This window comes from Roseinatronobacter monicus, from assembly GCF_006716865.1.
In the GTDB taxonomy this organism is placed as follows: domain Bacteria; phylum Pseudomonadota; class Alphaproteobacteria; order Rhodobacterales; family Rhodobacteraceae; genus Roseinatronobacter; species Roseinatronobacter monicus.
Genome location: NZ_VFPT01000001.1, coordinates 957,964 through 976,912, shown reverse-complemented (window position 1 = coordinate 976,912; position 18,949 = coordinate 957,964). Strand labels below are relative to the sequence as shown.

Here is an 18,949-nt window from a genome sequence, read left to right as displayed (position 1 = left end):
AAGATTACTTGATCTTGCCTTCTTTATATTCGACATGCTTGCGCACAACGGGGTCGAATTTGCGCATCGACATTTTTTCCGTCATGGTGCGGGCGTTTTTCTTGGTAACATAGAAATGCCCGGTTCCGGCTGTGGAATTCAGTCGGATCTTGATGGTGGTTGGCTTCGCCATGATGTCATCTCCTGAGCCGGGAGGCGCGTATTTGTCGTGCAACCCGTGAAATCTGAGCCTGCCTTCTACCTGTCTGTCGCACAGTGTCAACCGCAATATCTGTGGTTTCTTGGTGCAGAGTGTCGATTTAAGGCGCGTCGGGCTGTATCTTGTGCGGATGGTCTGTAAGCCGGGTTCTGTCCCGAGGGCGTGCCCCCTTGGATGACCATTCATCTAGCCCTGCCCTTGCAGACAGGGTCTTGCTGCCAACCCGGATCTCAGGCTGAGGCGGCCCTGCGGTGATATCCGGTTGCCCGGATCATGCCCGCGTGAGATCCCTATTCGGCATTGCTCCGGGTGGGGCTTGCCGTGCCGGTCCGGTTGCCCGTCCCGCGGTGGGCTTTTACCCCACCGTTTCACCCTTACCCAGGCAAGCCTGGGCGGTTTGTTTTCTGTGGCGCTTTCCCTTGGGTTTCCCCAGCCGGGCGTTACCCGGCACCCTTGCCTCATGGAGCCCGGACTTTCCTCGGATGCAGACCGCAAAGCCTGCACACGCGGTCATCCAACCATCCGCACGCGCGCTACATAGGCGCGGATCGCGCCGGGTGCAAGCAGGGTGATGGCCCGGCCACCATATGCGGGGGTGGTCCTGCCATCGGCCAATTTGCCAACACGGCCCTCTAACCGCCGCGATGCCCTTGCCCGCAAAGGGGTGACACACTAAGCAAGAGCAGAGCAATGAAAGGAAAACAGCATGCGCATTCTGGTAACAAATGATGACGGGATCAACGCACCCGGACTTGCTGTTATGGAAGAAATCGCGCGCGCTGTTGCCGGACCAGAAGGCGAGGTCTGGGTGGTGGCGCCCGCATTCGAGCAATCAGGCGTCGCGCATTGCATCAGCTACACGCACCCGACCATGATCGCCAAACTGGGCCCGCGCCGCTATGCAGCCGAAGGCTCGCCTGCCGATTGTGTTCTGGCGGGCTTGTATGATGTGTTGCAGGGTGCACGGCCCGATCTGGTGCTGTCCGGTGTAAACCGGGGCAACAATTCCGCGGAAAACGCGCTCTATTCCGGCACAGTGGGCGGGGCGATGGAAGCGGCCCTGCAAGGGCTGCCCGCGATTGCGCTGTCGCAGTATATGGGGCCATTGTCGGAAGACCTGCCTTCGATTTTTGATGCGGCCATCGGGCATGGGCAAGCACTGGTTGAAAAGCTGTTGAAGGATGCGATCTGGGATCAGGGCGACTACCGGTTGTTCTATAACGTGAACTTCCCCCCTGTAGGGCGGGACGCGGTGCAGGGTCTGAAGGTCGCGCCACAAGGCTACCGCAAGGATACGTTTTTCGGGGTCGAGCCGCATATCTCGCCCTCGGGGCGCAAGTTCCTTTGGATCACCGGTGGTCCGCAGCACTTGCCGACTGCGCCGGGCACGGATGCCGCTGTCAATCTGGACGGCTATATTTCGGTCACACCCATGCGCGCAGACCTGACGGCACATGATGCCATGGATGATGTGCGAAAGGCGCTGGAATGAGCACATCAGACGATGACCCACAAAACCTGACCGAGGCGCGGATGCGCTTTATCTACACGCTGCGCTCGCGTGGGGTTACAGATACGCGTGTTTTATCCGCGATGGAGCGGATTGACCGGCGCGATTTCGTGACCGGCATCTTCTCGGACCGCGCCTATGAGGACATGCCTTTGCCGATTGCCTGCGGGCAGACGATCAGCCAGCCATCTGTCGTGGCCCTGATGACCGAAGCGTTGCAGGTCGGATCACGCGACAAGGTGCTGGAAGTGGGGACCGGGTCAGGTTATCAGGCCGCAATCCTGAGCCAGCTTGCCCGCCGGGTCTACACAGTCGAGCGGCACCGCCCGCTGGCGCGCGAAGCGCAAAAGCTTTTTGACCACCTGGGCCTGACGAATATCACCTGTATGATCTCGGATGGCAGCTATGGCCTGCCAGATCTGACCCCGTTTGATCGCATTATCGTGACCGCCGCAGCAGAAGACCCGCCGGGCCCCCTCTTGGCGCAACTGCGCGTTGGGGGTATCATGGTGGTGCCGGTGGGTCAGTCTGACACGGTCCAGACCCTGATCCGTGTTGTCCGGACCGAAACTGGGTATGAGTATGAAGAATTGCGCGCTGTGCGATTTGTTCCATTGGTCGAAGGGCTGGGCCACTAGGCCGGACAATCGTATCGTGACACGGGTTCTGTAGATGAACCCGCGCGCCAATGAAGAAGGCAGAGCAGATGCTGAACCACCGTCGGATACTTTTGCTGTGTAGTGCAGCAACACTCGCTTTGGGCGCTTGCGGGGATTTTGACCTCGATATGCGCAATTCCGGCAACGGATTCTCGACCGCAGAGGCAGCGCGTCAGGCAACTGCGTCGCGCCCGCGCCCCGATGATCGCGGCATCATCAGCTACCCGGATTATCAGGTCGCCGTGGCGCGCGCTGGTGACACTGTGGCGAGCGTTGCACAACGTATCGGCATGAGCGAAAGCGAGCTTGCCCGTTTTAACGCCCTGACACCTGAAACCAGCCTGCGCGCGGGCGAAGTTGTGGCCCTGCCGCGCAATCTTGATGCGCAGGATACAGGCGGCCAAAGCCGTTCGGGCGAAATAGAGATATCCTCGCTTGCTGACAGCGCGATTTCGCGCGCCGAAGGGACCACGCCAACGCGCACGCCATCAGCCGCGACCCAACCCGCCGATCAACAACCGCTCCAACACCGTGTTCAGCGCGGGGAAACCGCATTCCAGATTGCGCGCCTGTATAATGTAGCACCGCGCGCGCTGGCCGACTGGAACGGACTGGACCCGGAAATGCGCGTGCGCGAGGGGCAAGTGCTGCTGATCCCTGTGGCCGATCAACCCGCGCCGGAACGGCGCTCTGAACCTCAGGCGGCCGCGCAGCCCTCTGAAGATGTGGCCGCGCCGGGAACAGGCAGTGCAACACCGCTGCCGCCAAGTGCCTCTGCGCCCCTGCCTGAACCTGCGCCCCCTGCAAGAGAGGCAGAAGAGGCCGCCGAAGAAGCGCGCCCCCCCTCGCCCGCCATGGAACAGGAACGCACTGAATCAGCAGCGACCCGATTTGTCATGCCGGTCGAAGGGCGCATCATTCGCGCCTATTCACCCAGCCGCAACGAGCATGGGATCGGCATTGCTGCCAGTTCCGGGACCGCGGTACGCGCCGCTGCCGCCGGTCGTGTGGCCGCAATCACCGAAGACACCAACAAGGTGCCGGTCGTAGTGATCCAGCATGAAAACGGGCTTTTGTCCGTCTATGCACAGCTTGAGAACCTGACAGTTTCGCGCGGGGCGTCGGTCACGCAAGGGCAGACAATCGGGCGCGTGCGCGCGGGTGATCCCAGCTTCTTGCATTTTGAGATTCGGGACGGCCTCAACAGTGTCGATCCGATGCGCCACCTGCAATAACTTCTCGCGCTTTTGAGTGAAGCCGAGTTTGGGACTTGTCAGCATACCCTTGCTGTCGTTATGACGCCGTTAGCGCTAACCCAGATCGGAGATGCTATCATGACCCCAGCCGAGCAAAGCCAAACCGCCCTCGCCATGTGCCAGATGGCCCCCGTTATTCCGGTTCTGGTCATTGACGATCTGGCCCATGCGGTACCGCTGGCACAAGCGCTGGTGGCAGGGGGATTGCCCGTGTTGGAAGTCACGCTGCGCACAGATTGCGCGTTGGAGGCAATCACCGCGATGGCGCAGGTCGAGGGCGCAGTGGTGGGCGCGGGCACCGTGCTGACCCCTGACCAGATGGCAGAGGCACGCACAGCAGGTGCACGCTTTGCTGTCGCCCCCGGCGCAACGCCAGCATTGATTGATGCGGCGCGCCTGAACAAAATGCCGCTTTTGCCCGGTGCGCAGACCTGCTCGGAAGTGATGACACTGCTCGAACTGGGCTATACCGTGCAGAAATTCTTTCCGGCAGAGGCAATTGGCGGGGCCGCCGCGTTGAAGTCGATTGCAGGGCCATTGCCACAGGTTACGTTTTGCCCGACGGGTGGTATCAGTGCCGCGCGCGCGTCCGACTATCTGGCCTTGGCCAATGTCGCTTGTGTCGGGGGCAGTTGGGTCGCCCCGAAAGACGCGATGAACGCGGGCGCATGGGACACCATCACAAAGCTTGCGGCGGATGCGGCACGCCTGCCCCGCTAATCTTTGGCAAGCGGCACGGGGCAACGAAAGAAAGCTGCAACATAGCGCAACAATTCGCTTTCTGTGAACAGATTTACCGATACACTGGTGGGTAACAGAGGCGTGACGTTTGCGCGCTGCGACTCGGCACGTTTGTGTTAAGATGTAATTTGTAAGCCGGATAATATGCCAATGACCAGAATTACGCGCCGAAACCTACTGATCGCATCAGGCAGTACACTGGCCTTGTCGGCCTGTATGCCTGCTTTGGTGTCAGAGCCGCCCCCCGAACTGGACCCGATCGACTATTCAACGCGGCGGGACGGCGCGCATCGTCTGCGCGCTGTCGATATCGACGCAATACCCGAATTCCTGCACCGCCAGATTGTCCCCTTCTCAACCGAGGAGGAGGCGGGCACCATCGTGATCGAAAACCAGAACCGGCTGCTATATCTGGTGCTCGAAAATGGCTATGCACTTCGCTACGGGCTATCGGTCGGGCGCGAAGGATTTGATTGGACAGGCGAGTCAACGGTGTATCGCAAAGCGCATTGGCCGACTTGGACACCGCCACCGGAAATGATCAAGCGCGAACCGCATCTGGAACGTTGGAAAGACGGGCAACCCGGCGGGCCGGACAACCCGCTTGGCGCACGCGCATTGTATCTGATGACGGACGGGCGCGATCAGGGCTACCGGATTCACGGAACACCGGAATGGCGCTCTATCGGGCGCTTCGCGTCTTCGGGGTGTTTTCGGATGCTGCAACAGGATGTGATTGATCTGTATGACCGTGTGCCAGTTGGCACGCGCGTCGTGGTTGTCTGACCCTGCGGTTCAGTCAATGCCATTCGCGCGCTGCAACGCCCGGATATATGCGATGATCTGCGTGATTTCAGGCTCGGTCACATGGGATTGGCGCGGCATATCGCCGTAATCCCAGTGATGCGCGCGCACCCCCAATTGGACAGCCGCATAAAATGCACCATCCGGGTGGTGTGACGGCTCGTAAATCACATGCACCAGCGGCGGCCCCACCCCGTCGCGCCCCGCGCCATTCTCGCCGTGACAACTGGCGCAATTTTGCGCATACAGGACCGCCCCTTGCTGTTCACTCTTGGTCAGGGGCGGAATGTCCAGCTCGACCAACGCAGATTGCCCGCCACCCCCCGACAGGAAATAGCTGCCTATCACACCGGCCCCCACGACGAGCAGGATCAAAACACGCGCCTTCAAGCGCTCAGCGCCCAAGGCTGACGCCCACCGGCCCAAGCGCGCACTGCATCGCCAAAAGCCTCGAATAGCGGGCGCGATACCGGATCTTGCCCGGCTTGCCATTCAGGATGCCACTGCACCGACAAGGTAAAGCCCGCCGCATCCGCGACATAAAGCGCCTCTGGCGTGCCATCGGGGGCATGACCATCAATGACAATCCTTTGGCCCGGTGTCTTTATGCCCTGCCCGTGCAAGGTGTTGGTCATCACCTCGCGCGCGCCCATCAGCTTGTGGAAAACCCCGTCATCGTTGAACCGGACCTTGTGGCGAAGGGCAAATTTCTCCTCCAACGTGCCATCGGGGGGCATACGATGATTCTGGCGTCCGGGCAGATCGCGTATTTCCGGGTGCAACGTGCCGCCCATAGCGACATTCACTTCCTGAAAGCCACGGCAAACGCCGAAAAACGGCTGCCCACTGGCCACACAAGCCCGCACAAGCGGCAACGCAACTGCATCGCGCGCACGGTCAAAGGCCCCATGGGCCGGGGTTTCTGTTTCGCCATATTCTTCGGGATGCACATTCGGACGCCCGCCGGTCAGCAGAAAACCGTCACACACCTCCAGCAGCTCGGCCACCGACACAAGGCGCGGATCAGACGGCACCAGCAACGGCATGCACCCCGACACCTCTGCAATCGCCTCGGAGTTCATGGTGCCGCCTGCATGGGCGGGGTATTGATCGTTGATCAGATAGGAGTTGCCGATAATCCCGACGACTGGCCTGCGCATTTCATCACCCTGCCCGCTTTCGTGGCCAATGTAGCAAAACCACACCAAAGGTCGAGAGGGCACACAGCCCAAGACCAAGAAACGCCAAAGAATTCATCGTTGAGCTGCATGCCACACGGCGCGTGGCAGATCAAAGACATGCAGGCATTCAGGTTCTGCGCGCTGTGCAGAGCATGTGCCCACATAGCTGCCGGTTTCGCCAAACCCCAAGCGCCGCAACAAGGCCATCGAGGCGGGGTTGTCGTGATACACTTCGGCGCGCAGACTTTCAGGTGCAAAATGGCTGAAAATCAATTCAATGAACCCTGCAAGACAGGCCCGCATAATGCCCTGACCCTGATGTGCAGGGTCAAGGAAATAAGCAATTTCATCCGTTTTGCCCTGCACATAGCCCACTGTTCCGATTAACTCGCCATTGCCCGCGTCAATCGCCAACCGAAAAGGCGGCACGTCGCGTGGCGCGGTCTTTGCAATCAGCGCCTGTGCCTGCTCAAGTGTCCAGTCCGCAGGGAAGGCCAGCAGCATCCGCCCGACCTCTGGCCGGGTGACGATGGCACGAAAAGCGCCTGCATCTGATAGCCGCAAGCGGCGCAGATGCAGGTCTGGCAAGGTGGCATGGCGTATGGACAAGGGCAGCGGCAACATGGTCCCCCGCTTTCGGTCAGGCAGACATCCGGCGAATATAGGTCCATGTTGGAACCGTGGTGCGGCGCGCGACCGAATAAGCTTCGGCGTCGCCCAGATAGTCAAAGCCTGCATTCGTCAGCACATGTGCAGATGCGGGATTGTCTTGAAACACCTCGGCAAACAATGTGCGCGCCTTATGGGGGTTTGTGTCGATAACGCAGCGCACCGCTTCTGACGCGAAGCCAGCGTTCCAGAACGCAGGTGCAACCCAAAAGCCGATCTGGCTTTGCTGACGGTCCAGCGGTTTAAGCGACAGCAGGCCTAGAACCGAAGAGGCATCGGCCATCGAGCCGTCAAGAACCCAGACATCCTCTTCGCGTTCGGGGGCGGTGACACGCGCGATAAACTGCTCGGTCGCGCCGGGCGGCAAAGGATGCGGGATGGAACGTGTACCTTCGGCCACACGTATGTCCCCTGTATATAAGGCCAGCAGACCGGCATCGGACGGCTGCAACGGGCGCAGCACCATCCGCGGCGAGGTCAGAATGGGCTGATCGGCCTTGATGTTGTTGTCTAAGTTCATGGTCGCTCCTCCGATAGGGTCAAAAACCCTTGGTCGTAACAAATACTGTGGCCATCTGTTCCCGCCTCCCCCTGACGCGAATGGATCACCATAACGCAACAGGGCCGGCGCGGACGCCGACCCTGTCTTACACACGAAATGTAAAAGTTCGGCTTATTCCGCTGCTGTCTCCATCGGCATGACGGAAACAAAGCTGCGCCCTTTAAGGCCCTTGGTAAATACCACATGCCCGTCATTCAGAGCGAACAGCGTATGGTCACGCCCCATACCCACACCGGCACCTGGCCAATGCTTTGTCCCGCGCTGACGCACGATGATATTGCCCGCTGTAGCGGCCTGACCGCCATAAAGCTTCACGCCAAGGCGACGACCAGCTGAGTCGCGACCGTTGCGCGAGGAACCGCCTGCTTTTTTATGTGCCATGAGGGGTTACTCCTTCTCAGATACGAATTGTTTGGCTTGATCGATCCAGCCATCACGCTCGATCCGGCCCTTGAATGACAGTTGATCATCCATATAAGCAATCTCTGCGCTATTCCAAGCGGCAATCTGGTCAAAATGGTACACACCATTCTGATTCAGCAGGCCTTCCAGCTTGGGACCAACGCCGGAAATCTTTTTCAGATCATCCGCCTGACCGTCGCGGGCTTCGGTCAGCAGGTTGGCTGGCTTGGTCGCGTCGACTGCGGGGGCCTCTGCTTCGGGCTTGGCTGCTTTCGCAGGCTTGGCAGCCTTGGCTGGCTTCGCCGCTTTCGCAGGTGCTGCTGCTTCGATTGCGAAACCAGATACCGACCCGGTGCCGATGGCAGCCATGACGCCCGACGCATCTGCGCCCGAGGCCAGAATGTCCGTTACGCGCACGAGTGTCAGCTTCTGGCGGTGGCCTTTGGTGCGCTGCGAGCTGTGCTTGCGGCGACGCTTGACGTAGTGAATGACTTTGTCAGCTTTGATCTGGTCAATAACTTCCGCCTGTACGGCAGCGCCATCAACGGTTGGCGCGCCAATAACAGGCGCATCACCGCCCAGCATCAGAATTTCGTTAAACTGGACTTTTTCACCAGCTTGTGCGGCAATACGCTCTACGCGCAGCACATCACCGGATTGTACCCGGTATTGCTTACCACCAGTCTTGAGGACCGCAAACATCGGCCTGTTCCTTCTTTGATTTCCGCGCTCTGTGGCCCCTGCATCTGGTGCAGGCGTTGAACTGCCTCGAACGGCGTGCCCGCATTTGCGGACAATAGCTATACGCCGCGCGGGCCGGATGCCCGAACGGAAGCCGCCGTATGGGGGATGCCGGGCGCGAAGTCAAGCGGCTGGGCTGCTAATTGCTTGCAAAAAACCCGAACCGTTTGCCGGTCGTTCTTGCACGTTTTGCGGCCCGGATGCCCCTTTGCCCATAGTCACAGCCATACAGTGTCGATGTACGCGCCACCACACGCAAGCGCCCCCTTGCATCCGCCCACATCACCCCCTACATCTGAACTGTCTCGCAAGGGACTATGGACATAAACGCGCTCGTAATACGCGGATCGGACCCGGGGGCGGTACCCGGCGGCTCCACCAAACATCCTTCATTTGGGGACAATGGGGCCGAAACAGGATCGACGAACGTCTAAAGGGGTTAGCTTTGTCCCGGTGAGCCACCACCGTTATCGGTGCAAAACGTACAGTTGCAAATGACAACCGTGCTCCGGTAGCAGTTGCTGCGTAAGCAGTAACCAAACCGAAACTTAAGCCCTTGCGCTTAGCCGCGTAAGGCGGGGTTCGCAGGCACCTGGCAACAGAAGCCTGCACTTTCATCACCTTTGTAAACTCTGGGTCGCATGGGGCAGAAATTTGCCGCCAGCCGTTGCGACAGGGCTTTTCATCGTCCGCGAAACGCCTATGCTATGGCTGAAGGAAGAGAGGGCGCATGACACGCGGAATAGATTATGGCAACCTGATGCATGACGCCATGCGGGGACTTATCCGCAAGGTCATGGATGGGGTTGCGCGCGACGGCCTGCCGGGCGAGCATCATTTCTTCATCACCATCGACACGGCCCATCCCGACATGCAGATGGCGGATTGGCTGCGCGCACGCTACCCTGAAGAGATTACGCTGGTCGTGCAGCATTGGTTCGACAACCTTGTGGTTGAGGATGACGGCTTTGCGATCACGCTGAATTTCGGCAATTCGCCCGAACCGCTCTATGTGCCGTTCGATGCGATCTCGACCTTTGTCGATCCGTCAGTGGAATTCGGGTTAAGATTCGAATTACATCAGGACGATCTGGAAGACGAGGATGACGACGAAGAGGCACCCATGATCGAAGATGCCGCCCCGCAAGAAAAGACCGGGGAAGTGGTCAGCCTTGACAGGTTTCGCAAATAAGCGATCCGCTCCCGCAACCAGTATGCAATCGCATACTAATTGATTTCCTGTTTTTCACGGGCTAAAGACAGCATCGGATAGATGCCGCCAAGGAGCCCAGCGCATGACCGCGACCCGCACCGAGACTGACAGTTTTGGCCCTCTCGAAGTCCCTGCCGAAAAATATTGGGGCGCGCAGACACAGCGCTCTATCGTGAATTTCCCCATCGGATGGGAACGCCAGCCCGTGCCTATCATCCGCGCACTTGGCGCGGTCAAATGGGCCTGTGCGCTGGTCAACCACGAACAGGGCACACTCGATGCCCGCCTGACAGGTGCGGTTACGCAGGCGGCGCAAGAGGTGTTTGACGGCAAGTTTGACGATAACTTTCCGCTGGTCGTCTGGCAGACAGGCTCTGGCACGCAATCAAACATGAACGCGAATGAGGTGATCTCGAACCGCGCGATCGAGATTCTGGGCGGAACAATGGGCTCGAAAGATCCCGTTCACCCGAACGATCATTGCAATATGGGCCAGTCGTCAAACGACACATTCCCGACCGCGATGCATGTCGCAATCGGAATGCTGGCGCGCGATGTCCTTTTGCCGGGGCTGGAAAAGCTGCACGCAGCCCTTGCGGCCAAATCCGAAGAATTCAAAGATATCATCAAGATCGGGCGCACACATACCCAAGACGCCACGCCCCTGACATTGGGACAGGAATTTGGCGGATATGCGCATCAGGTCAAAATGGGGATCGCGCGCGTGAACATGTGCCTGCCCCATATCTACGAGTTGGCACAGGGCGGCACGGCTGTCGGCACAGGGTTGAACACCCGCAAGGGCTGGGATGTGAAGGTTGCGACACATATCGCCGAAATAACCGCCCTGCCCTTCGTCACAGCACCCAACAAATTCGAAGCGCTGGCCGCACATGACGCGATGGTCATGTTTTCGGGTGCCCTGAAAACGGTTGCCTCTTCGCTGTTCAAGATCGCCAATGACATGCGGCTACTGGGGTCCGGCCCCCGCTCGGGTCTGGGTGAATTGATCCTGCCCGAAAATGAACCGGGCTCGTCGATCATGCCGGGCAAAGTGAACCCCACACAGGCCGAGGCACTGACCATGGTCTGCGCGCATGTCATGGGCAATGATGCCGCTGTCGGATTTGCAGGCTCTCAGGGCCATTTCGAGTTGAACGTCTACAACCCGATGATGAGCTATAACGTCCTGCAAAGCATGCAGCTTCTGGGTGATGCAGCCTCCTCGTTCACTGACAATATGGTCGTGGGCACGAAGGCCAATGTCGACCGGATCGACAAGCTGATGAAAGAATCACTGATGCTGGTAACAGCATTGGCCCCGACAATTGGGTACGACAATGCAACCATTGTCGCAAAAACTGCCCATAAAAACGGCACCACCTTAAAAGAGGAAGCCATTCGCCTTGGCTTCGTCGACGCCGAAACCTTTGATCGGGTGGTGCGACCAGAGGACATGATCGGGCCAAAAGACTGAAGTGCAAGACACTGAAACGCGCCCCCAGCGGGCGCGTTTTTTCTCACTTTGCCGTGAAGTTACATGAGCTATTGGCGTTACTGCACAGCTTGCGCGTCGATATGTACTGCCTGCACGCTTGTGATTTTACCCTGAAAGCATAGAAAACCTATCGGTTGCGTACCGACGAATGTGGCGCGGTCAGTGCGCCGCATGAAGTAGAGCGTTGAAATTTCACATCTTGACGCGCATCAAGGAAAGAATTTCTCTCAACCTATTCTTAAACTGATCCTGCTACTATTTTGATTTATGTCTGTATGTGAGAAAGGTCAGTGTAAATGGTAAAGTCGCTATTTTGGGTCCACCCGGAACGCTTGATGGGTTTGATAGCGCTCAGGCTTGCGGTGCTTGTCGTTGTCGGAATGACTGTTTTTGGTTGGGGCGCGCGCGCGCAGGCGCAAACCCTTGAGGTCATCACCAATAACGGCTCCAACTCTGTCAGTATGACAATGAAAGACCTCGAAGAACTGCCATTGACAGAATTCACAACCTCCACTGTCTGGACCGAAGGGGTCGACCGCTACACAGGTGTTTTGCTGCGCGATCTGCTCAACCATCTTGGTATCGACATCTCTGCAAATTCCGGGGCGGTCACATTTGATGCTATAGATTGATATTTCGCATCCATCAGTTTTCCGACCATCCGCAGCGCAGAACCATTATTGGCATTTCATCGTAATAACCGCCCCATGTCGATCAGGTCGCAAGGGCCGTTCTGGTTGATCTTTAACTATGACGCCGATGCCAGATTTCGCACCGAAACACTGTATGCATTAAGCGTGTGGCAGATCGAACGCTTGACTGTGGAATGATCCAGATGGCGCGCGCGGCCCAACTAAATTGAGCAGGCGAAGGCCCGCGCCTGCTTATCCAGAAAACGCGCTGCTTCCCTGCCGTGCCAACCACAGGTTGACCACCAACAGAATGCCGGAGGTGACGGTTATCGCAATCATGCTCATGGCCATACCGGTCTGAACTGAACCTTGCTCGAATTGCGAGAAAACAAAGGTTCCTACCGTGCGCAAGCCCGCAGGTGCCAGCATGATCGAGGCGACCAACTCGCGTGACGCAATGGCGAAAACCAGCATCATCGCAGCGATCAGTGACGGGGCCATCAGCGGCAGGGTGATATGGCGCAGTGCGCGCATCTGGCTGGCACCGGCAACCCGCGCGGCATCGTCCAGCGACCCCGAAATCTGGCGCAGCCGCGCCACCGCATAGCGGATCGGATAAGGCAGAAGAATGCCGATATAGGCGATCAGCAAAATGCCCGCCGTCCCATAAAGCGTGACCGGCAGAAAAGGCGAGTTCCAAGCCAGAATGATCCCCACAGCCAACACAATAGCCGGAATAGCATTGGGCAGAACCGACAACCCGTCCATAACGGCCCTGCCCCGCCCCGTCCCGCAGACCACAATATATGCCACCAGCCCCCCAATCGCAGCAGTGACAAAGGCTGTCACTACTGCAAGCCAACCGCTTGCAATCAATGCCTGCGCAGCACGACTGCCTGATCGAAGCAGGGGCGCATAATGGCGTGTATCAAGGTTGGACCAGTTCAACCCCCCGGAAATAGTGCCCATAAAGGACGTCACCGCAATCGCGGCCAGCGGGATCACAACACCAATCAGCGCCACCAGCGCAAACAATCCCAGCACCGGCCAGCGCCAAGGCCCCAGACCCGCCTTGTCCAGATCGGTGGGCTTGCCGGTCTGGCTGATATAGGACCGCCGCGTTGCGATCCAGTTCTGCAAACTGAACGCCGCCAGCACCATCGCCATCAGCATAACCGAGCCAAGGGCCGCGCCCGACATGTCGATGGGCCAGTCCGACAAGCGCGTGTAAATGCCCGTGACCAGCACCTCGAACCCGGTGCGTGCGGCAAGTGCGGCAGGAGTGCCAAACTCCTCGATCGACATGGCGAAGACGATCAACAAACTTGCTGCAATGGCCGGAATAGACAGGGGCAGCGTGATCAGAAAGAACGCTTGCCAAGGGCGCGCGCCATGCACACGGGCCGCAGATGCGAAGCGCCCGCCCACCATTTCCAGCGCACGGCTGACGGCGAAATAGACCAGCGGAAACAAGTTCAGCGTCATCACAAAGGCCACCCCTGCAAAGCTGAACAGAAAGCCGCCCAGATCGAAGCCCACCAACTGGAACAGATAGCCGCGCGGTTGCAGCGTCATCATCCACGCGATGGCGGCGATAAAGGGCGGGATCAGGAACGGGATCAGGAACACCACATCCCAGATGCGCGCGCCGGGGATATGGAACAGCCCGCGCAAGACCCCGATAGGCAGGCCGAATATCAGGCAGCCCAGCATGACCGAGAACGCCAGCATCAACGTGTTGCGCGCCTGCAAGAGCAGACGGTCATTCTCGGTCAGAATTGCCAATTCGGAGAATGCGCCTTCAAACGACCCGCGTGCGAAATCAGGAAACACAGCTTGCAGCAGGATGAACAGAATGGGCACCCCCACAAGGACCAGAAGCGCGACAGCAGCCAGCGTGGTCAGAACAGATTGCGCGCGCAACATCGGGGACAGCCTTTCATGCACATACGCATGGCCCCGAAACCTGTCGGGGCCATGCGCAGGGGTCTGGTCGGATCAGCGATTGATCACAGTCTCGTTGAAGCGCGCGACAATCTCGTCGCGGCGGGCGGATACAGCATCAGCGTCCACATCAATGACCGTCAGGTCATTGATCCCCGGACGCAAACCCTCGACATCCGTGCGCGCGGGCATCAGATAGGTTTCGGACACAAGCTCCTGCCCGGCATCCGACAGCACGAAATCGAAAAATGCTTTTGCGGCGTCGGGGTTCTGGGTTGATTGCAGAATCATCATCGGGCGCGGCGCAATGACGGTGCCACTGGCGGGTGTGATCACCTCGATTGTCTCGCCCGATGCGGCTTGCCCGTAGCTGATATAGTCCACCGCGCCAAAGACAACGGCCTTGGCCCCTTGAAGCACCGGGTTCAGCGCTGCGGCATTGGGACCGGGCACGATCATGTCGTTAGCAGCCAATGCGGCTAGTGCCTCGCTTCGGGGTATTTGACAGCTTTGATTTTTTCTGAATCTCTGTGGAGCGTAGCAGCTTTCTGGGGGTGAGATGATGACAAGAGGGTGCAAGCCGAAGTATGTAGTTCGACTGACGACAGAGGAGCGTGAACACCTTGAAGGGATGATCAGAACGGGTCGGCAAGCCGCCTACAGACTGCTGAAGGCGCGGATTTTGCTGAAGGCGGATGTGTCCTCTGATGGCCCGGGATGGGAAGATGCGCGCATTGCCGAGGCATTAGAGACCAGTCTCTCGACTGTTTTCCGCACCCGGCGCCAACTTGTGGAGGAAGGGCTTGAGGCGACTTTAGCGCGCAAAGTTCCAGCGTCGCTTTCACAACCTCGGATCTTCGATGGGCAAGCCGAGGCCAAGCTGATCGCGCTTGCCTGTTCCGAACCACCCGAAGGATATACGCACTGGACACTCAGGTTGTTGGAAAAGCGGGTTGTCGAACTGGGCATTGTTGAGCAGGCCAGTGATACCACAATCCAACGCACGCTTAAAAAAACGCGCTCAAACCGCACCGGAACCGGTACTGGGTAATCCCACCCAAAGCCAACGCTGGTTTCGTGGCGGCCATGGAGAATGTGCTGGACGTCTACACCCGTCCACACGATCAAAACCGTCCGCTGGTTTGTCTGGACGAGACCAGCAAACAATTGACCCGTGAGACCCGCACACCCATTCCCATGCAGCCAGGGCGCGAGGCGCGCCATGACTACGAATATGAACGCGCAGGTGTCGCCAGCCTGTTCATGTTATTCGCTCCTCTGGAGGGCTGGCGCCACGTCGAGATACGCGATCGACGCACTGCCATCGATTATGCCCATATCCTGCGCGATCTGGCTGATCTCCACTTTCCCTATGCCGAAAAGATCGATCTCGTGCAGGATAATCTGAACACCCACAACCCTGCATCGCTGTACGAGGCTTTCCCGCCTGCCCAAGCGCGCCGCATCGCACAACGGTTCGAATGGCACTACACGCCAAAACATGGGTCTTGGCTCAACATCGCTGAATGTGAACTCAGCGTCCTCGCTCGCCAATGTCTGGCCCGGCGCATCCCGGACAAAACTATGCTGAAGGCCGAAGTCGATGCATGGACAACAAATCGCAACTCCCAACGCGCCAAAACCAACTGGCAGTTCACAACTCAAGACGCGCGCACAAAGCTTATCCGGCTTTATCCGCAAATCGAGTGAATCGCAGGACTAGAGGTGTATGCAGACCGGCCAGAAACACTTCAAAGCGCAGATTGGGACGATCTGAAGCGCCGCATGGCGCGGCACGAAGCGTTTACGGGTTTCGTCTATCGCGTCGTGACAGATGCAGGTCGTGAACTGTGGTTTCAGATATCTGGAACACCGAACTTCGACGCATATGGCAGGTTTGCCGGGTATCGCGGCGCAGGAATGGACGTCACAGAGATGCAAGGCGCGCGCAAGCAAGCCGAAGAAGCCAGTCGCGCGAAGACCACATTTCTTGCAAATATGAGTCACGAGATCCGCACACCGCTGAACGGCGTCCTGGGCATGGCAGAGACTCTGCGCGAGGTGTTGCCAGAGCCCGCACACCAGCAAATGGCCGAGATGATTCTTAGCAGTGGCGAAGGCTTGTTGAAGGTGCTGAACGATATTCTCGACATCTCGAAGATCGAATCCGGGAAGATGCTTCTCGATGATGTGGGCTTTGACCCCGCAAAAGTGGTTGCAGAGACTGCGGCGCTGCACCAATCCTGCTGCCTTGAAAAAAGGCTACGGTTAAACGTCAACACGCCGTCCAAACCCAAATTGCGGCGGCGGGGCGATCCACATCGGCTTGGGCAGATCATTCACAATCTTCTGAGCAATGCGATCAAGTTCACGGATGAGGGCGAAATAACCATCAAACTATGCAACTTGAATGACGCCGCGATCCAGATCGAAGTGCGCGACACTGGTATTGGGATGACCGAAGAACAGCTTGATCGTATCTTTGAAGATTTCTCACAGGCTGACGGATCAATCACCCGCAGGTTCGGGGGCACCGGTTTGGGTATGTCAATTGTACAACGCTTGGTGTCGTTGATGAACGGCAAGATCAAGGTGACTTCCGAATTAGGCAAAGGAACCACGGTGCAGGTATCGCTCCCGCTGCTGATATCAGAGGAAGCACCTCTAGCCGAGATACAGGCACATGTTGATCTGACAGGGCTTCGGTTGCTGATTGCAGATGACATGCGCACCAACCAAATCGTCGCGCAAGCGATGCTGCGCGACAGCGGCGCTACCGTCACTCTGGCTGACAATGGCGCGCAGGCGGTTGATGCGTGGATCGCGGATCAGTTTGATGTTGTGCTGCTGGACATATCGATGCCTGTGCTGGACGGGCCTTCGGCACTTGCACAGATGATCCGGCGTGCGAAGGAACGTGACATGCCGCCACCACGCGCGCTGGCATTCACGGCGAATGTTATGACTCACCAGATCGCTGAATACCACGCAGCGGGGTTTCTGGGACACATTTCAAAGCCCCTGCGCAAGGCTGATCTATTGGCGCAGGTTGCTATTGTTGCAGGGCGGACTGGCACTTGATTGGCCAAGTCACGACGCGTTGTGTTTACCGCGCAAGCAATCGGAACTCCGAGCGGACACCGTCACCAAGCGCCAAGCGAGCCGCTACCTTTTGGTCGCTGGTGTCTGAGTTGCGCTGGCGGAAAGCAACTAGACAGCCCTGAGCCTGAAGCTTCCCTTGCCTTTTGTATCGCAGCATTGTCAGCTGAAATCCAACAGGCGGATGGATACCATGGACGCATTGCGAGAATTTTACCCCGAAAGTGAGCCGTATGAGACCGGGTTTCTGAACGCCGGTGACGGACATCAGATTTACTTTGAGCGTGTGGGCACGCCCGGTGCGCGGCCTGCGGTGTTTCTCCATGGCGGGCCCGGTGGTGGGATCAATCCGGATTGTCGGCGTTTCTTCGACCCCAAGCGCTACGATCTGCTTTTGTTTGACCAACGCGGCTGCGGCAGATCCACGCCCCATGCGTCGTTGGAGGCCAACACCACCTGGCATCTGGTGGCCGATATCGAACGGCTGCGCGCGTTGACCGGATACGACAAGTGGGTGGTCTTTGGCGGGTCTTGGGGGTCGGCACTGGCGCTCGCCTATGCACAAACCCATCCGCAGCGGGTTAGCGCTTTGATCCTGCGCGGGGTTTATACTGTGACCCGTGCTGAAATTGACTGGTATTACAGCTTCGGCGTATCGCAAATGTTCCCCGATGCATGGGAGCGCTTCGTCGCGCCAATCCCCGAGGGTGAGCGCGGCGACCTGATCGCCGCATTCCGTAAGCGGCTGACGTCGCAGGACGAGGTGGAGCGGCTTGAAGCCGCCCGCGCCTGGGCCATCTGGGAGGGCGAAACGATTACCCTTCTGCCGCGCCCCGAAATCGAGGAGAAATTCGGCGCCCCCCGTTTCGCGCTAGCTTTCGCGCGACTGGAAAACCACTATTTCCTGCATGATTGCTGGTTGCAGCCTGGGCAGCTGTTGCGCGATGCACATAAATTGCATGGGATTCCCGGAGAAATCATCCACGGTCGCTACGACATGCCATGCCCGCTCCGCACCGCATGGGACCTGCACAAGAGCTGGCCCGGTTCCCAACTGAACATCGTGGAAGGAGCGGGTCACGCGGCAACAGAGCCACTGATCCGCGACCGTTTGATCCGCGCGACAGATCGCTTTGCGTAGCAGGCTAGGCTACGGTATCTCACACCAGCGACATCGTTCCTCAAAAATAAAAAGCAATTGCGATTAACCCGCGTCCAGAATCTTGTAGCGCTGCAATCTGAAGTATGAGCGCTTCACGGCCAAGGAGTCGCCCGAAGCGCAACACGGGTCACAAAGTGGCCTTCTACTCTTTGGGCTGGGTGTGTGTAAAATCTAGACAGGCCACCTCTGGGTAGTAAGCGTGCATGCATGTTGCCACAGTCGCTACCGCCGTTCGCCCCGCTGTAGCTTGTATCCCACTTGAGAAGCTTCAAACCCGATGCTTTCATAGAACCTATGCGCATCCGGTCGCACCTTGTCGGTCGTCAGTTGAACTAACCCGCAGTTTTCGCCCACTTTTGCTTTGGCGTTGACACCTCAACAAAACTGTCTGACCGAGTAAAGAGCGCCGGAAGCGGTCGTGCCGCAACATTACTATTCTGCGAAGTGATGACTTCCATGAAGCTGTCGTCCTTAAATCAAGCGGACAGCGGCATCACAGATACGCTTATGTTAGTGCTCACCGCCTGACATAAGTTCCCCAACGCTGGCATCATGTGCCATATTCTTTGAATGAAACGCATTAACATCTGTCCTTTCCTTAGCCCCGCAGCACCACTGCGCAGGCTCTGTTCACGGAACGATGTCATGCCCATGCGCGTTCCTACCGTGTTAGACTT

General features: G+C 58.2%; 20 protein-coding genes and 2 other RNA genes. 12 read left to right on the top strand and 10 right to left on the bottom strand.

Annotation, left to right across the window (positions count from 1 at the left end):
* Positions 1 to 4 precede the first annotated feature (4 nt).
* Both rpmG and rnpB read right to left on the bottom strand, forming a co-directional pair.
* On the bottom strand, positions 5 to 172 hold the full coding sequence (gene rpmG, locus BD293_RS04465; RefSeq protein WP_071470751.1) for a 50S ribosomal protein L33: 168 nt from the start codon (positions 170 to 172) through the stop codon (positions 5 to 7).
* Between the two features lie 149 nt (positions 173 to 321).
* Positions 322 to 725: RNase P RNA component class A (gene rnpB, locus BD293_RS04460), an RNA gene on the bottom strand.
* Positions 726 to 905: 180 nt separating this feature from the next.
* Between rnpB and surE the strand changes: the two genes are divergently transcribed.
* From surE to BD293_RS04435, 5 genes are all read left to right on the top strand, one after another.
* Positions 906 to 1,691, top strand: a complete 786-nt coding sequence (gene surE / locus BD293_RS04455) for a 5'/3'-nucleotidase SurE (RefSeq protein ID WP_142080055.1) — start codon at positions 906 to 908, stop codon at positions 1,689 to 1,691.
* Positions 1,688 to 2,347 carry a protein-L-isoaspartate(D-aspartate) O-methyltransferase gene (locus tag BD293_RS04450; protein WP_142080054.1) on the top strand — a complete coding sequence of 220 codons (660 nt, stop codon included), beginning with the start codon at positions 1,688 to 1,690 and terminating at the stop codon, positions 2,345 to 2,347. The genes surE and BD293_RS04450 overlap by 4 nt, the downstream gene beginning before the upstream one ends.
* A gap of 68 nt (positions 2,348 to 2,415) precedes the next feature.
* Positions 2,416 to 3,603, top strand: a complete 1,188-nt coding sequence (locus tag BD293_RS04445) for a peptidoglycan DD-metalloendopeptidase family protein (RefSeq protein ID WP_142080053.1) — start codon at positions 2,416 to 2,418, stop codon at positions 3,601 to 3,603.
* A gap of 99 nt (positions 3,604 to 3,702) precedes the next feature.
* Positions 3,703 to 4,344 (top strand): bifunctional 4-hydroxy-2-oxoglutarate aldolase/2-dehydro-3-deoxy-phosphogluconate aldolase, encoded by a 642-nt coding sequence (gene eda, locus BD293_RS04440; protein WP_142080052.1) that lies wholly within the window; start codon positions 3,703 to 3,705, stop codon positions 4,342 to 4,344.
* Between the two features lie 171 nt (positions 4,345 to 4,515).
* Complete coding sequence (locus BD293_RS04435) at positions 4,516 to 5,151, top strand: L,D-transpeptidase (RefSeq protein ID WP_246086210.1); 636 nt, start codon at positions 4,516 to 4,518, stop codon at positions 5,149 to 5,151.
* Between the two features lie 9 nt (positions 5,152 to 5,160).
* Here BD293_RS04435 and BD293_RS04430 read toward each other — a convergent pair whose 3' ends face one another.
* From BD293_RS04430 to BD293_RS04405, 6 genes are all read right to left on the bottom strand, one after another.
* Positions 5,161 to 5,544: a c-type cytochrome gene (locus tag BD293_RS04430; RefSeq protein ID WP_246086209.1), complete on the bottom strand. Its 384-nt coding sequence runs from the start codon at positions 5,542 to 5,544 to the stop codon at positions 5,161 to 5,163.
* 11 nt (positions 5,545 to 5,555) lie between these two features.
* Complete coding sequence (locus BD293_RS04425; protein WP_142080050.1) at positions 5,556 to 6,329, bottom strand: gamma-glutamyl-gamma-aminobutyrate hydrolase family protein; 774 nt, start codon at positions 6,327 to 6,329, stop codon at positions 5,556 to 5,558.
* Between the two features lie 93 nt (positions 6,330 to 6,422).
* On the bottom strand, positions 6,423 to 6,974 hold the full coding sequence (locus BD293_RS04420) for a GNAT family N-acetyltransferase (RefSeq protein WP_170207058.1): 552 nt from the start codon (positions 6,972 to 6,974) through the stop codon (positions 6,423 to 6,425).
* 16 nt (positions 6,975 to 6,990) lie between these two features.
* Positions 6,991 to 7,539: a GNAT family N-acetyltransferase gene (locus tag BD293_RS04415; RefSeq protein ID WP_142080048.1), complete on the bottom strand. Its 549-nt coding sequence runs from the start codon at positions 7,537 to 7,539 to the stop codon at positions 6,991 to 6,993.
* Between the two features lie 153 nt (positions 7,540 to 7,692).
* Positions 7,693 to 7,962 (bottom strand): 50S ribosomal protein L27, encoded by a 270-nt coding sequence (gene rpmA, locus BD293_RS04410; RefSeq protein WP_142080047.1) that lies wholly within the window; start codon positions 7,960 to 7,962, stop codon positions 7,693 to 7,695.
* 6 nt (positions 7,963 to 7,968) lie between these two features.
* Positions 7,969 to 8,685, bottom strand: coding sequence for a 50S ribosomal protein L21 (locus BD293_RS04405; protein ID WP_142080046.1), 717 nt, complete (start codon positions 8,683 to 8,685; stop codon positions 7,969 to 7,971).
* Between the two features lie 302 nt (positions 8,686 to 8,987).
* On the opposite strand from BD293_RS04405, the gene ssrA reads away from it, so the two are divergent.
* The 4 genes from ssrA (at position 8,988) to BD293_RS04385 (ending at position 12,067) form a co-directional block, all read left to right on the top strand.
* Positions 8,988 to 9,337, top strand: a transfer-messenger RNA (tmRNA) gene (gene ssrA, locus BD293_RS04400).
* A gap of 117 nt (positions 9,338 to 9,454) precedes the next feature.
* Positions 9,455 to 9,916: an SspB family protein gene (locus tag BD293_RS04395; RefSeq protein ID WP_142080045.1), complete on the top strand. Its 462-nt coding sequence runs from the start codon at positions 9,455 to 9,457 to the stop codon at positions 9,914 to 9,916.
* Between the two features lie 103 nt (positions 9,917 to 10,019).
* Positions 10,020 to 11,414, top strand: a complete 1,395-nt coding sequence (gene fumC / locus BD293_RS04390) for a class II fumarate hydratase (protein ID WP_142080044.1) — start codon at positions 10,020 to 10,022, stop codon at positions 11,412 to 11,414.
* A gap of 356 nt (positions 11,415 to 11,770) precedes the next feature.
* The gene (locus tag BD293_RS04385) at positions 11,771 to 12,067 is read left to right on the top strand and encodes a hypothetical protein (RefSeq protein ID WP_142080043.1); all 297 of its coding nucleotides are present in this window, start codon (positions 11,771 to 11,773) and stop codon (positions 12,065 to 12,067) included.
* Between the two features lie 252 nt (positions 12,068 to 12,319).
* Here the strand turns inward: BD293_RS04385 and BD293_RS04380 are convergent, their stop codons facing one another.
* Positions 12,320 to 13,993 (bottom strand): ABC transporter permease, encoded by a 1,674-nt coding sequence (locus BD293_RS04380; protein ID WP_142080042.1) that lies wholly within the window; start codon positions 13,991 to 13,993, stop codon positions 12,320 to 12,322.
* A 72-nt stretch (positions 13,994 to 14,065) separates the two neighbouring features.
* Positions 14,066 to 14,485, bottom strand: coding sequence for an extracellular solute-binding protein (locus BD293_RS04375; RefSeq protein WP_281286614.1), 420 nt, complete (start codon positions 14,483 to 14,485; stop codon positions 14,066 to 14,068).
* Between the two features lie 88 nt (positions 14,486 to 14,573).
* Here BD293_RS04375 and BD293_RS04370 point away from each other — a divergent pair.
* The 3 genes from BD293_RS04370 to pip all read left to right on the top strand — a co-directional run bounded on the left by BD293_RS04370 (position 14,574) and on the right by pip (position 18,251).
* Positions 14,574 to 15,721, top strand: a protein-coding gene (locus BD293_RS04370) for an IS630 family transposase (protein WP_142084307.1) whose coding sequence is annotated in 2 segments (ribosomal slippage) — positions 14,574 to 15,021 and positions 15,021 to 15,721 — 1,149 coding nt in all. Because the reading frame shifts where the segments join, the coding sequence is not laid out codon by codon here.
* A gap of 15 nt (positions 15,722 to 15,736) precedes the next feature.
* Positions 15,737 to 17,092, top strand: a complete 1,356-nt coding sequence (locus tag BD293_RS04365) for an ATP-binding protein (RefSeq protein WP_142080040.1) — start codon at positions 15,737 to 15,739, stop codon at positions 17,090 to 17,092.
* A 211-nt stretch (positions 17,093 to 17,303) separates the two neighbouring features.
* Entirely contained in the window at positions 17,304 to 18,251 is a 948-nt protein-coding gene (gene pip, locus BD293_RS04360; RefSeq protein ID WP_142080039.1) for a prolyl aminopeptidase, read from the top strand.
* Positions 18,252 to 18,949 lie beyond the last annotated feature (698 nt).